The following is a 12,706-nucleotide window of genomic DNA, read 5'->3' as shown; positions in this document are numbered from 1 at the left end:
GAAGCCGGCCTCGGCGACGCCGAGCAGGAAGCGCAAAACGTAGAAGCTGGTGACACCGCTGACCAGCGCCATCAGCGCCGAGATGATGCCCCAGGTCACCATGATGCGGGCGATCCAGCGGCTGGCGCCGAATTTTTCCAGCGCGAGGTTGCTCGGCACCTCGAAGATGAAGTAGCCGATGAAGAAGATGCCGGCGCCCCAGGAGAAGATCAGCGGCGTGAACTTCAGCTCCGCATTCATGGTCAGCGCGGCGAAGCCGAGATTGACGCGGTCGAGATAGGAGAAGAAGTAGGCCAGCACCAGGAACGGAATCAGGCGCCAGGAGATGGCGCGGATGGTCGAGGTCTCGATGGTGCTTCTCGCGCCGCTTGCAGCGTCGGCAAAGGTCGTGGTCTGGCTCATGGTTCCCCCCTTATGTTTTAGACATGAATTGCATGGCCTAGTGATTTCAGCGCGGCCTCATGAAAGCCCTCGCTCAGAGTCGGATGGGCATGGATGGTCAGGGCGATGTCCTCGAGGCGCGCGCCCATCTCCAGCGCCAGGCTGAACGCCGCTGACAGCTCGGCGAGGCCAGGGCCCACGCCCTGAATCCCGAGCAGGACATGATTGTCGGCACGCGCCACGGTGCGGATGAAGCCGTCGTCCCGATCCAGCGTGAGCGCACGGCCGCTGGCCTTGAACGGAAACAGATCGGTCTTGACCTCAAACCCCTTATTCCGCGCCTCGCTTGGTAAGAGGCCGACGGTGACGATCTCGGGATCGGTGAAGCAGATCGCGGGAATTGCGACGCGGTCCCAGGCGCGACGGTGGCCGGCGACGATTTCGGCGACCATCTCGCCTTGCGCCATGGCGCGGTGCGCCAGCATCGGCTCGCCCGTGACGTCGCCGATCGCGAAGACGCCGCGCATTGAGGTTCGGCATCGATCGTCGATGCGGATGTAGGGGCCGTCCATATCGAGATCGAGCAGCTCGAGGCCGAAGCCTGACGTCGCGGGCTTACGGCCGACCGTGACCAGGATCTTGTCGGCTTCGACCGTTGTCTGTCCGCCGTCGGCGGTTTCGATCAGAAGCGCCGTACCTTCCGCGACCAACGCCTTGGCTTTCGCGCTTGTCAGGACTGTAACGCCCAGCGCACGGAGTCGCCTGGCAACGGGGTCGCTCAGCTCGCCGTCATATTGCGGCAGAATGCGCGGTGTGGCCTCGGCCACGGTGGCGTCGGCGCCGAGTTTGGCAAAGGCCGTGCCGAGTTCGAGGCCGATATAGCCGCCACCGACGACGATCAGCCGCTTCGGCACCTCGGCAAGCGCCAGGGCATCTGTCGATGAGATGACGCGGCCGCCGAAAGGAAGGGACGGTAGTTCGATCGGCGCCGAGCCCGTGGCGATCACGATGGTTTCGGCATGGATCAGCTGAACGCCGTTGGTCGTGTGAACCTCGACGGTCTTGCCGTCGTGAAAGCTCGCGTGTCCGGCCACGTATCTGACGCCGGCGCGCTTCAACAATCCGCTCACGCCGCCATTGAGACGCCGCACGATATCGTCCTTCCAGGCGATGGTTTTGGTGAAGTCGAGTGACGGCTTTTGGCCGGAGATGCCGAGCTGAGCCTTGCCGTCGGCGGCACGTGCGACCGTCTCGTAAGTGTCGGCCGCGTGGATCAGGGCCTTCGAGGGGATGCAGCCGATGTTGAGGCAGGTTCCTCCCGGCTTTTCGGACTCGACGACCACGGTGTCGATGCCGAGTTGGCCCGCCCGGATCGCACAGGTATAGCCGCCGGGACCCGCGCCTATGACGAGAAGCTTACAGGTGGTGTCGGTCATAGTCTTATGCGTCAATGAAGATCATGGCGGGCGTTTCGAGCTGCGTCTTGATCCGCTGCACGAACAGCGCGGCGTTGAAACCGTCGATCACGCGGTGATCGAAGCTCGACGACAGGTTCATCATCTTGCGCGGCACGAAGCCTGCGCCGTCCCAGTGCGGGCGTATTGTGAGTCGATTGACACCGACGATCGCGACCTCGGGGTGATTGATGATCGGCGTCGTCACAAGCCCACCTAACGCGCCGAGTGAAGTGATCGTGATGGTCGAACCGATGAGCTCGTCGCGACTCGCCGTGCCGTTCCGCGCCGCCTCGGTGACACGGATCACCTCGGCCGCGCAGTCGAAGAGATCGCGCGCCTCCGTGTGGCGGACGACCGGCACCATGAGCCCAGCCCCGGTTTGCGTCGCAATCCCCATGTGGACGGCGGCGTGCTGGTGCACGATGCCGGCCTCGTCATCGAAATGGGCATTGAGCTCGGGCTGTGCGGCGACGGCACGCACGATAGCCTGCATCAGGAACGGCAGCAGCGTCAGCTTGGGCCTGTCGGTGCGCTTCTGCTCGTTGAGCTTTGCGCGAAGATCTTCGAGCGCGGTGACGTCGACCTCCTCGACATAGGTAATGTGCGGGATCCGCGCATTTGCGATCGACATTTTCTCGGCGATCTTGCGGCGCAGGCCGACGACCTTGGTATCCGTGACGGCGGTCTTGGGTCGGCTCCGCAGCGCGGGCGCTTCGTCGGAGCCACGTGCGATGTAGCTGTCGAGATCGTCGTGGGTGATTCGACCGGCCGGGCCGGAGCCGTGCAACTGACGCAGGTCGATTCCCGCCTCGCGCGCGCGGAGCCGAACTGCGGGCGCTGCCAATGGCCGTTCGCCTTCGCGATGGGGCGGTGTCGCCAGAGGCTGCAGGGAGGGTGCGACATGCGCGGGTGCAATCGCTGGTGTGGCGCGCGCCTCATGACCCGCTTTTCGCGCTGGCGCGCTCGTCGTTTGCACTGCCGGCGCCGCAGTCGTGGTGGACGTTTCGCCCTTGCCGTCCACGTCGAGCCGGACGAAGTCGGAGCCGATCGCAAGCATGTCGCCAACCTTGCCGGCGAGCCAGACCACACGTCCTTCGGCTGGAGAGGGAATCTCGACCGTGGCCTTGTCGGTCATGACGGCGCCAAGCACGGCATCCTCGCGCACGAGATCGCCGACCTGTACCTGCCACTCCACCAGCTCGGCTTCGGCGATGCCTTCGCCGACGTCGGGCAGTCTGACGACACGCTCGGTCATCTCAGGCCTCCAGCGTTTCGGCCAGCGCGCGACTGACTCGCGCCGGGCCCGGGAAGTAGTCCCATTCCTGGGCATGCGGGTAGGGCGTGTCCCAGCCCGCGACGCGCGCGATCGGCGCTTCCAGATGATAGAAGCAGCGCGTCTGCACCAGCGCGCAGAGCTCGGCGCCGAAGCCGGACGTCAACGTTGCCTCATGCACGATCACGCAGCGCCCGGTCTTCTTGACCGAGGCCTCAATGGTGTCGAGGTCCAGCGGCAGAAGGGTGCGGAGATCGATGATCTCGGCATCGATGCCGGTCTCGGCTGCCGCGCTTTCGGCGACGTGGACCATCGTGCCATAGGCCAGGATCGTGACGGCTTCGCCCTGTCGGCGGATCGCGGCGCGGCCGAGCGGCACGGTGTAGTGCCCCTCGGCGACTTCACCGAGATCGTGCTTCGACCACGGCGTCACGGGACGATCATGGTGGCCGTCGAACGGGCCGTTGTAGAGCCGCTTCGGCTCAAGGAAGATGACCGGGTCGGGATCCTCGATCGCGGCGATCAGGAGGCCCTTGGCGTCGCTCGGATTCGAGGGCACCACGGTCTTGATGCCACAGACATGGGTGAACAGCGCTTCCGGACTTTGGCTGTGCGTCTGTCCACCGAAAATGCCGCCGCCTGTCGGCATGCGCACCACAACCGGACAGGTGAACTGGCCGTTCGAGCGATAGCGCAGCCGCGCGGCTTCGGAGACGATCTGGTCGTAGGCTGGATACATGTAGTCGGCGAACTGGATCTCGACGCAGGGTTTTAAGCCGTAGGCAGCCATGCCGACCGCGGCGCCGACGATGCCGAGCTCGCTGATCGGCGTATCAAAGCAGCGGCTCTTGCCGTATTTCGCCTGCAGCCCTTGGCTCGCGCGAAATACGCCGCCAAAATAGCCGACGTCCTCGCCGAACACGACGACGTCGTCATCACGCGACATCATCACGTCCATGGCCTCGCGGATCGCCTCGATCATCGTTCGCCGCGGCATGGCTTAAACTCCCGCTTCCTGGCGCTGCCGGCGCAGGTGCGGCGGCATCTGGGAGAATACACCCTCGAACATGTCGCGCGCAGAGGCATGCTTGGGGGAATGCAGCGTGCCGTAGCTCTCGGCCTCCTTCTGCGCCGCGATCACGGTGTCCATGATCTCGGCCTCGGTCTGCTTGTGCCGTTCGTCCGACCAGGCGCCGCGCACGATCAAATGGTTCTTCAGCCGGATCACAGGATCTCCGAGCGGCCATGCTTCGGATTCCGTCTTCGGCCGATAGCCCGCCGGATCATCCGAGGTGGAATGCGCGCCGACCCGATAGGTCACGTGCTCGATCAGCGTCGGGCCGAGATTGCGGCGTGCGCGCTCGCAAGCCCATTTCGCTACGGCATGGACCGCGAGATAGTCGTTGCCGTCGACCCGCAGCGCCGGAATGCCGAAGCCGAGACCGCGCGCCGCGAAGGTGCCGGAGCCGCCGCGCGCGATGCCCTGGAAGGTCGAGATGGCCCATTGATTGTTGACGATGTTGAGCACGACCGGCGCGCGATAGGTCGAGGCGAACACCAGGGCAGCATGGAAGTCGGACTCGGCGGTGGCGCCGTCGCCGATCCAGCCGACGGCGATCTTGGTATCGTTCTTGATCGCGGACGCCATCGCCCAGCCGACCGCCTGGATGTACTGGGTGGCGAGATTGCCGGAGATCGAGAAGAAGCCGTGCTCCCTCGAGGAATACATCACGGGCAGCTGGCGTCCCTTCAGGGGATCATGGGTGTTGGAATAGATCTGGCAGGCCATATCCACCAGCGAATAGCCGCCCGCGATCAGCAGTCCCGCCTGGCGATAGGTCGGGAAGTTCATGTCGCCCGGCGACAGCGCCTTGCGGAAGGCGCAGCTCACGGCTTCCTCGCCCATGTGCTGCATGTAGAAGGACGTCTTGCCCTGGCGCTGGGCCATCTGCATCCGCGCATCGAAGGCGCGCAACGTCATCATGTGGCGCAGGCCTTCCAGCAACTCGTCGTCGGAGAGCGATCCCGCCCAAGGGCCGACGGCTTCGCCGTCGCGATTGAGCACGCGGATGACGGAGAAGGCGAGGTCGCGGATCGCCTCGGCATCGACGTTGACCTCGGGGCGTGCGACCTGGCCTGCGCGAGGGATGCGGATGTTGGAGAAATCGGGTGTGTCGCCCGGGCGCACGGCCGGTTCGGGGACGTGAAGGGAAAGTGGCGCGTTGTCGGTCATGGGCGCGACCTCATTTCGAGCGAGAGATGCGGCGCCGGGCTCGGCAGCGCGACGTCGCATTCGCCGCGCACCTCGACGGCACCAATGCAGACCACAGTACCAACGCGGCGGGCGAGACGGTCAACAGCGTCACGATCCGTGATGTCGATGGACGCTGATATCCGGTACACGTCGGCTTCCGCCTGGGCGCTGACGGCCGCGAGCTTGAGGCCGGCGACGCGCGCCTGATCGAGCAGCCGGCCGAGGGCGGCATGCATATCGCTGCTCCTGAGCTCCAGAAAAAACACCGTCCGCTCCTCCCTAAACGTAGTATGTTTGTACTGGCCAATAACCGGATTTTTGTTCCAATTATCTGGGTAATTCGGTCATTCGAGGCGGAATCATTCTGGCAATTGTGTCGCTAGATAGAATGGAGTTCTGGATATGGCGAAGGTCAGACGTGCGGCGCGGCCAGCTAAGGCTCCGCGCAAGGATTCGCTTCGCCTTGACGAGATCGACCGCAAAATCCTCCGCGCACTGCAGCAGGATGCGCGACTGACGACGGCGCAGCTTGCCGACGAAATCGGGCTCTCCACCACGCCGTGCTGGAACAGGCTGAAGCGGCTCGAAACCCAAGGCTATATCGATGGCTATGTCGCACTGCTCAATCAGGAGAAGCTCGGCCTGCCCGAAACGGTCATCATAGAAGTGACGCTCGACCACCACGACGAGGAGGTGCTCGAACGTTTCGGCCAGCTGCTCACGAACCTGCCGGAGGTGATCGAAGCCTATCTCACGACCGGCGACTACGACTACGTGGTGAAGGTGGCCGTCGAAAGCACCGCCGGATACGAACGCTTCCTGCGCGAAAAGCTCTATCGCATTCCCGGCATTCGCCACAGCCGATCGTCCTTCGCGTTGCGCTGCCTGAAGAAGTTGACCTCGGTCCAGGTGTAGTGTGCTTGCGGCTCATCAGCGCGAGGGCACCGGGCTAGCTTTCGGCTGTGCGTCGAGCACAGTCGGAAAAGCTCGACCAATGCACCGGTGAACACGCAGACGCCACTCGATTGGACGTCTGCTCCTTGCGTTCACTCTGGAAAGTATCGTTCGTCAGAAGGCGGTCTTCTTGCCGATGATGCCGACGTAGCTCGATCGTACCAGAGCTCCCCAGCGGCCATCCCTCTTGACGATCACGTAGAAAGAGTCGGCCGATAGTATCGGCTTGTCATTGGCGTCATAGCGCGTGAATCTGGTGACAAAGTGGAGCTTGTCGTCGGATTTCTGCACCAATTTGCGAGACGTCCACGCTGAGCGTGCCCATGTCGAGGCCTGCGCCAACTGTTTCGCATCGTTCGATTGCGCATATTCTTCCGGCGTGTTCCAGACCTGCACCTGCCCGCCAGCGATTCTTATGTGCGGATAGTGAACTGTCTTGGACCAGGCTTCCGCATCTCGCGAATTGAACGCCTTCATGAACTCGTCGAGATAAGCGCATCCTTGCTTCAGAAGCTCGTCGTTTCCCGGATTTTGGCACTCGTCGTCGGCTTGACCTTGAGCCAGTGCAACCGTGCTCATGCCAAAGAACACGCCCGCAAGCGCCAGCAGCCTGCGAATTTTCATGCGGGTACCTCCCTAATCGACCAAGTCAGCTTGGTTCGTTTTGATTAACAGAGACGTCGATCGAGGTCCGATCTTAGATGGACAGAGCGCCGAGGCAATGCCGGCGCAGCGCAGTATTTCTGAAGGGGGCGTCAGTTTTTCTCAATCGCTGAAGGCTGGAAGGTGACGCGAGGCTTGCGCGGGCCGAAACGCGCGGCCGCTCCAAGTGAGTGGTCTCTTGCTTCCCTTGGCGGTTCGTATCAAAACACCGGTACATCAGAAAAACCAAACAGGGGGTCAGAAAAAGCGCCTTGCACGAAGCGGGGTAGCGTCGCTCATCTTGCCGCACAAACAACAACCAATTGCAGGCAGGAAACGATGGTCGCGAGCGATCAATCTCGCGCAACGGTTCGGCTCGGTCGCGCCTTCGCATTCAGAGCCGCCGGCAGCGCGGTCTTGCGGAAACGTTGGATCGGACGATGAGCGCTCTGGTGCGACGAACGCCCTTGTTCAAGCTGACGCATGTACGCGGCCGTCCACTAAATGATGGGTTTTCCAACACGATCGTGCGGCAGGTAACGCCGCCCAGTCCAGCCAGAGATGCGAATGATCAGCGAGGTATCGCGATGAAGGTGGGAATTATTGGTGTCGGCCTGATGGGGCACGGAATCGCGAAGAACGTTCTGGTGCGGGGCGGCTATCCTCTTGCCTTTCTCGACCATCCCGGCAATCAGCCGGTCGACGACCTCGTCGGTCTCGGCGCTATAGCCTGCAAGACTCAGGGCGACGTGGCAGACGTGTCCGATGTCATCATCCTTTGCGTGACCGGCTCTCCGCAGGTCGAAGCAATTCTTACCGGCGATGCCGGCGTCTTGCCCCGGCTGCGAAAGGGGACAATCATCGTCGATTGCTCGACCGCACTGCCGGAATCGACGTTGCGGATGGCCGCTGCGGTCCGGGCCGCCGGCGGAAGCTTCCTCGATGCGCCGATGACACGCACGGCCAGGCATGCGGAAGAGGGAACGCTGAACCTCCTGGTCGGCGGCGATGAAGCAGACTTTCAAAGCGTCCGTGCCGTCCTTGCCGCTTTCACCGAGAGCCTCGAACGGGTCGGACCCGTGAGCTTCGGCCATCGGCTCAAGCTGCTCCACAACTACGTTTCGATCGGCTTCATGGCGCTTCTCAGCGAAGCAGCCGCGCAGGCGGCCGATGCAGGCGTCGATCCCGCGGTTTTCGTCGATGTTCTCGCCAAAGGCGGTGGCGCCGGCGTGGCGCTACAGCGGTTGGCGCCGGCCATCGTGGCCGGCGACGTCGAGACGGTCCCGTTCTTCATCGCCAATGCGTTGAAGGACATCAACTTCTACAGGACGATGGCGGGTACATCCGGCGCATGCGGGACGATCGCCGACGGTGTTGCCGGCGCGATGGCAGCGGTGGTCGAGAGCGGGCACGGGCAGGCCTATATTCCGGAACTGGCGCGCTTCCTCCGCAAACAGCAGCCGGCTGCGTAGAACCCATTCCCGAGACGATCGCTGCAAGGTAAGCACGACATCAAACGAGGCGGACATCCGACAATCGCCTCTGCGAGACAGGAGTAGACCGATGACAAAAGCTGAGATCCGATTTCCCATCGACGGCCGAACTCGAAAGATGTTTGTGGACGGCGCGTGGGTGGAAGCCCGCTCGGGGAAGGTCTTCGAGACGCGCAACCCCGCGACCGGCGAGGTGATCGGACGCGTGCCGCGGGCAGACGCGGCCGACATCGGTCTTGCCGTCACCGCGGCCCGCCGCGCCTTCGAGGGCCCGTGGAGCCGCTTCAAACCGTTCGAACGGCAGGCGCTGCTGTTGCGGATCGCCGACCTGTTCGAGAAGCATTGGGAGGAGATCAGCCAGTCCGATACGGCCGACATGGGAATGCCGATCGTCAGGACGCGGGCGAACAAGCTCCGCGTGCTCGGCATGCTCAGATACTACGCCGGCATGGCAACCGCGATCCACGGGCAGACGATCGACAATTCGCTGCCGGGCGATATCGTCTCGTTCACGCGCAAGGAGCCGGTCGGCGTCGTTGGCGCCATCATTCCCTGGAACGCGCCGACGGCTGCGTCGGTCTGGAAGATCGGGCCCGCGCTGGCGACCGGCTGCACCATCGTGCTCAAGCCCTCCGAAGAGGCGCCGCTGACGCCATTGCTGATCGCGGATTTGATGAGCGAGGCAGGGGTGCCGCCTGGCGTGGTCAATGTCGTGACCGGGACCGGGCCGGAAGCCGGGGCGCCGCTGGCCGAGCACTCCGGTGTCGACAAGATCGTCTTCACCGGATCCACCGCAACCGGGCAGGCGATCGTTCGCGCCTCGGCCGGCAACCTCAAGCGGGTGTCGCTCGAACTCGGCGGCAAGTCACCGGTGATCGTCTGCGCGGACGCGGACCTCGACAAGGCCGTGCCGATTGCCGCGATGGCGGCGTTTGCCAATTCGGGCCAGATTTGCATCGCCGGCTCCCGCCTGTTCGTCGAGCGCACGATCCACGACGAACTGGTCGAACGGCTCGGGAAATTTGCCGCGGCCCTGAAGATCGGTGATGGTGCCGATCCCACGACGGAGATTGGACCGCTGGTCTCCGAGCGCCAGCTCGACAAGGTCGAAGGCTTCTTGCGGAGCGGGCGCGACGAGGGTGCGAAGGTCGTGACCGGCGGCAACAGGCTGAGGGAAGGTGCCCTCGCAAAGGGCAATTTCGTCGCGCCGACCGTGTTCGCCGGCGTCTCCGACAACATGCAGATTGCCCGTGATGAAATCTTTGGCCCGGTCATTTCCGCGCTGCCGTTCGACACGCTCGATGAGGCCGTGACGCGCGCCAATGCGACGCCATACGGACTTGCAGCGGGTGTCTTCACGCGCGACGTGAGCAAGGCCCACGTCATCTCGAGGAGCCTCCGCGCCGGATCGGTATGGGTGAACACCTATCACGCCATCGATCCTGCGTTGCCGTTCGGCGGCTACAAGATGAGCGGATATGGCCGCGAAGGTGGCACCGAGCAGCTCGACGAATACCTGAACACGAAGGGCGTCTGGATCAAGCTGGATTGATCGATCGTCCGGCGCGGCCGATCGTGGCAGTGGCCGCACCGCCGGACGGGAGCAGCGAGAGGCCATGCCACGTCGTGCATGTCCGGCCACGGGCGAAGTGACGTCACCACCGTTAGGATAATTTGTCGAGCGAGCATCATGAAGGATAGTTACAAGATCGCCGTCGTGCATGGAGACGGTATCGGGCCCGAAGTCGCTGGTGCGGCGGTCGCGGTGCTGCAAGCCGGTGTCCGGGCCGGGACGCTGCATTTTGCGGAATATCCCGCGGGCGCCACGCACTTTCTCGAAACTGGGGATTCGTTTCCGGCCACCTCGTTCGAGGGCTGTCGCACAGCCGATGCCATTCTCCATGGTGCGGCCGGCATTCCCGGTGTGGTTCACCGTGACGGAACCGAAGCCGGACTCGATTTCACGCTCTCGCTTCGCTTCAAGCTCGACCTGTTCGCCAATGTGCGGCCGATCAAGCTGTACAAGGGCGTGCCGTCCCCGCTCGGGCGGCCGGGATCGATCGACTACGTCATCGTCAGGGAGAACAGCGAGGGCCTCTACGCCGCGCGCGGCGCCGGCGCGCTGCTCAGGGAGGAAGTCGCAGTCGACACGCTCGTCCAGACCCGGAAGGGCATCGAACGCATCGTCCGGTTCGCATTCGAGCTTGCGAGAACACGGAATGGTTCACCAAAGGACGGTCGGCGCCGGGTGACCTGCTGCGACAAGGCCAATGTGCTCCGCACCTATGCGTTCTTTCGCGCCGTCTTCGACGAGGTCGCCAAAGACTATCCCGACATCGAAGCCGAGCACGTCCTTGTCGACGCGATGACGGTTCATCTGGTCAACAAGCCCTCGCATTTCGACGTCATCGTCACCGAGAACATGTTCGGCGACATCATTTCCGATCTCGGTGCGGCGACGGTCGGCGGCATGGGCATGTCGCCATCGGAAGAGGTTGGGGACGGGATCGGTTTCTTCCAGGCCTCGCATGGCTCGGCGCCCGACATCGCAGGAAAGGGGCTCGCCAATCCCTATGGGACGATCCTGGCGGCGATCCTGATGCTGCGGCGGCTGGATCAGCGCTATCGGGACAGCCGGCTGCGGCTTGGTGCCGACAGGATCGAGGCCGCGGTCCGTGCCGGGCTGGAGGATGCAGCGCTCAGGACCCGTGACATCGGCGGCAGCGCGACGACCGGTCAGGTCGTCGATGCGCTTCTGAAGTTGCTCTAAGCGCGGCGTCAGCGAAGCTGGGCCAGGCTCGAGCGGATCAATGAAATCAATTGTTCGGTGTTCGGGCGCCTGACAGGGCCGCTCGGGGTGATCAAGCCGATCTGGCGGAGCTTGACGTGGTCGGAGATCGGGACGACACGAAACTGCTGCACGCCGGCCTGCACCAGAGCGACCCGCGGTACGATTGCGATGCCGAGGCCGGACGCTGCCAAGGCCAGCGCCGTCGTGGCGGCCTGGACCTCGAATTGCACATCGAGGCGGACGGCGAGCGTCTCCAGTGTCTCGTCGATCAGCCCTCGGACCGCTGTCGTCTTCGACAGCAGGATAACCGGCTTTTCGACGAGATCAGCGAATCCGATGCTTGATTGGCCCTCGTCGAATACCGGCGGTACACAGGCAAAGAGGGGATCTTCAAGGATCGGCTCGAACTCATAGTCCCCCATGTCGGGGACTTCCGGACCAATGCCGAACTCGACATCTTGCCGCTTCAGCAGTTCAAGCATGGGCGTCGTGGAGAGCTCCATGAGCTGGACCTGGCTCCGCGGATAGCGGACCTTGAATGTCGCCAGGATGTTGGGCAGCCATCCGGACGCAAGTGTCGGAACGCAAGCCATTCGAATGTGACGGCTGCGGGACTGCGCTGATTCGGTCAGCAGATCCAACCCGGACTGCACTTCCTGGAGGGCTCGCTTTGCCTGTTCGAACAGGATCCGACCCTCAGGCGTAAGCAATACCTTCTGCGGTGTCCTGCGAAAGAGCAGGACGCCGATCTGTTCCTCCAGGTCGCGAACCTGCATGCTGACGGCAGACGGCGACCGGTTCGATTCCTCCGCAGCCTTTCGGAAGCTTTCGTGCTCGGCCGCGAGCAGGAAAGTATGGAGAAGCTTCAGGTTGATGTTCGGCAAGTCCGAATACCTCGTTCAGCGCTCATGCGCTCCATGCGGAATGACCCCAACGCGGATGGGCATGTATAGCTGGCCAGGAAGGCGGCAGTCTTGATCAAACCAGATCATCGCGCCCTGGCTCGACGAACCCACGATCTTCCGTATCGCTGCGGCCTTCGAGGCTGCGCAACCCTGGGCGGAGTTCTGGCCGTCGCTGGCGTTACGTGGGTTGGCCGGGGGGCGTGCCAAGGGGTGAAGCGGGCATGATGGAATAATGCCGGTGTTTTGCCCGACGTGTCAAATCTCCAGACCACGATCCGGAAGAGTGCGCAGCAGTTCTCCGAAGAATGGCGGGCGAAAACCCTTTTGCTGACAATGCCATGTCTACTGTGCATGGGGTTGTTTTCGATATTCTGTTGGCCTAGCCAAGCTCGATCGGCGCGGCGCGGCCGCTGAGCTCTTCGTCGAGGCGCAAATAGTGCGCGAGATAGTCGTGCAGCGCGGTTACGGCCTTCGAGGTCGCGCCGCTCGACTTGTAGAGTAGCAACTCGCGATAAATATTTCCGGGTGGTAGCCGGACCAGCTACGACGTCGGCTT

Annotated in this window: 13 protein-coding genes; 4 read left to right on the top strand and 9 right to left on the bottom strand. The window is 63.3% G+C overall.

The window, feature by feature from the left end; genetic code table 11:
- From BLV07_RS10495 to BLV07_RS10470, 6 genes are all read right to left on the bottom strand, one after another.
- A partial coding sequence (locus BLV07_RS10495; protein WP_143035378.1) for an MFS transporter occupies positions 1 to 402 on the bottom strand: 402 nt, incomplete at its 3' end.
- 17 nt (positions 403 to 419) lie between these two features.
- A complete protein-coding gene (lpdA, locus tag BLV07_RS10490) occupies positions 420 to 1,817 on the bottom strand; it encodes a dihydrolipoyl dehydrogenase (protein ID WP_091883794.1) in 1,398 nt (465 codons plus the stop codon).
- A 4-nt stretch (positions 1,818 to 1,821) separates the two neighbouring features.
- A complete protein-coding gene (locus BLV07_RS10485) occupies positions 1,822 to 3,093 on the bottom strand; it encodes a dihydrolipoamide acetyltransferase family protein (RefSeq protein ID WP_091883791.1) in 1,272 nt (423 codons plus the stop codon).
- 1 nt (position 3,094) lies between these two features.
- Positions 3,095 to 4,108 (bottom strand): alpha-ketoacid dehydrogenase subunit beta, encoded by a 1,014-nt coding sequence (locus BLV07_RS10480; RefSeq protein ID WP_091883788.1) that lies wholly within the window; start codon positions 4,106 to 4,108, stop codon positions 3,095 to 3,097.
- 3 nt (positions 4,109 to 4,111) lie between these two features.
- The gene (locus BLV07_RS10475; protein ID WP_091883786.1) at positions 4,112 to 5,344 is read right to left on the bottom strand and encodes a 3-methyl-2-oxobutanoate dehydrogenase (2-methylpropanoyl-transferring) subunit alpha; all 1,233 of its coding nucleotides are present in this window, start codon (positions 5,342 to 5,344) and stop codon (positions 4,112 to 4,114) included.
- The gene (locus BLV07_RS10470; protein WP_091883783.1) at positions 5,341 to 5,601 is read right to left on the bottom strand and encodes a hypothetical protein; all 261 of its coding nucleotides are present in this window, start codon (positions 5,599 to 5,601) and stop codon (positions 5,341 to 5,343) included. Before BLV07_RS10470 ends, BLV07_RS10475 begins: the two co-directional genes overlap by 4 nt.
- 166 nt (positions 5,602 to 5,767) lie before the next feature.
- Here BLV07_RS10470 and BLV07_RS10465 point away from each other — a divergent pair, with 166 nt between their 5' ends.
- Positions 5,768 to 6,280 carry an Lrp/AsnC family transcriptional regulator gene (locus BLV07_RS10465; protein WP_091883780.1) on the top strand — a complete coding sequence of 171 codons (513 nt, stop codon included), beginning with the start codon at positions 5,768 to 5,770 and terminating at the stop codon, positions 6,278 to 6,280.
- Between the two features lie 153 nt (positions 6,281 to 6,433).
- On the opposite strand, the gene BLV07_RS10460 is transcribed toward BLV07_RS10465, so the two are convergent.
- Positions 6,434 to 6,943 (bottom strand): DUF6841 family protein, encoded by a 510-nt coding sequence (locus tag BLV07_RS10460; protein ID WP_091883777.1) that lies wholly within the window; start codon positions 6,941 to 6,943, stop codon positions 6,434 to 6,436.
- A 605-nt stretch (positions 6,944 to 7,548) separates the two neighbouring features.
- Here BLV07_RS10460 and BLV07_RS10455 point away from each other — a divergent pair.
- The 3 genes from BLV07_RS10455 (at position 7,549) to BLV07_RS10445 (ending at position 11,224) form a co-directional block, all read left to right on the top strand.
- The gene (locus tag BLV07_RS10455; protein WP_091883773.1) at positions 7,549 to 8,433 is read left to right on the top strand and encodes an NAD(P)-dependent oxidoreductase; all 885 of its coding nucleotides are present in this window, start codon (positions 7,549 to 7,551) and stop codon (positions 8,431 to 8,433) included.
- 91 nt (positions 8,434 to 8,524) lie between these two features.
- On the top strand, positions 8,525 to 10,006 hold the full coding sequence (locus tag BLV07_RS10450) for an aldehyde dehydrogenase family protein (RefSeq protein ID WP_091883770.1): 1,482 nt from the start codon (positions 8,525 to 8,527) through the stop codon (positions 10,004 to 10,006).
- Between the two features lie 138 nt (positions 10,007 to 10,144).
- Complete coding sequence (locus tag BLV07_RS10445) at positions 10,145 to 11,224, top strand: isocitrate/isopropylmalate dehydrogenase family protein (RefSeq protein WP_091883767.1); 1,080 nt, start codon at positions 10,145 to 10,147, stop codon at positions 11,222 to 11,224.
- An 8-nt stretch (positions 11,225 to 11,232) separates the two neighbouring features.
- Here the strand turns inward: BLV07_RS10445 and BLV07_RS10440 are convergent, their stop codons facing one another.
- A complete protein-coding gene (locus BLV07_RS10440; RefSeq protein WP_091883763.1) occupies positions 11,233 to 12,129 on the bottom strand; it encodes a LysR family transcriptional regulator in 897 nt (298 codons plus the stop codon).
- Positions 12,130 to 12,529: 400 nt separating this feature from the next.
- On the bottom strand, positions 12,530 to 12,655 hold the full coding sequence (locus BLV07_RS49720) for a hypothetical protein (protein ID WP_283806516.1): 126 nt from the start codon (positions 12,653 to 12,655) through the stop codon (positions 12,530 to 12,532).
- Between the last annotated feature and the right edge of the window lie 51 nt (positions 12,656 to 12,706).

Origin of the sequence: Bradyrhizobium sp. Rc2d, from assembly GCF_900099855.1 — a bacterium.
Taxonomy (GTDB): Bacteria; Pseudomonadota; Alphaproteobacteria; order Rhizobiales; family Xanthobacteraceae; genus Bradyrhizobium.
This window is presented reverse-complemented; position numbering and strand designations above follow the sequence as displayed.